2 tRNA genes are annotated in these 226 nt (G+C 54.9%); both read right to left on the minus strand.

Annotation, left to right across the window (positions count from 1 at the left end):
* Positions 1-5: 5 nt before the first annotated feature.
* Positions 6-82: transfer RNA gene (locus DCS96_RS18455), tRNA-Met, on the minus strand.
* Between the two features lie 50 nt (positions 83-132).
* Positions 133-209, minus strand: a tRNA-Met gene (locus DCS96_RS18460).
* Positions 210-226: the final 17 nt, after the last annotated feature.

Genomic DNA, 226 nt, shown 5'->3' on the forward strand with positions numbered 1-226 from the left:
CAAGTTGGTTGCGGGAGCCGGATTTGAACCGACGACCTTCGGGTTATGAGCCCGACGAGCTACCAGGCTGCTCCATCCCGCGTCCGATACTTAACGTCTACTTACACACACTATTACTTTGTTACATCAAGTTGGTTGCGGGAGCCGGATTTGAACCGACGACCTTCGGGTTATGAGCCCGACGAGCTACCAGGCTGCTCCATCCCGCGTCCGATACTTAACGTCT

The organism is Zobellella maritima, from assembly GCF_003075035.1.
Lineage (GTDB): Bacteria > Pseudomonadota > Gammaproteobacteria > Enterobacterales > Aeromonadaceae > Oceanimonas > Oceanimonas maritima.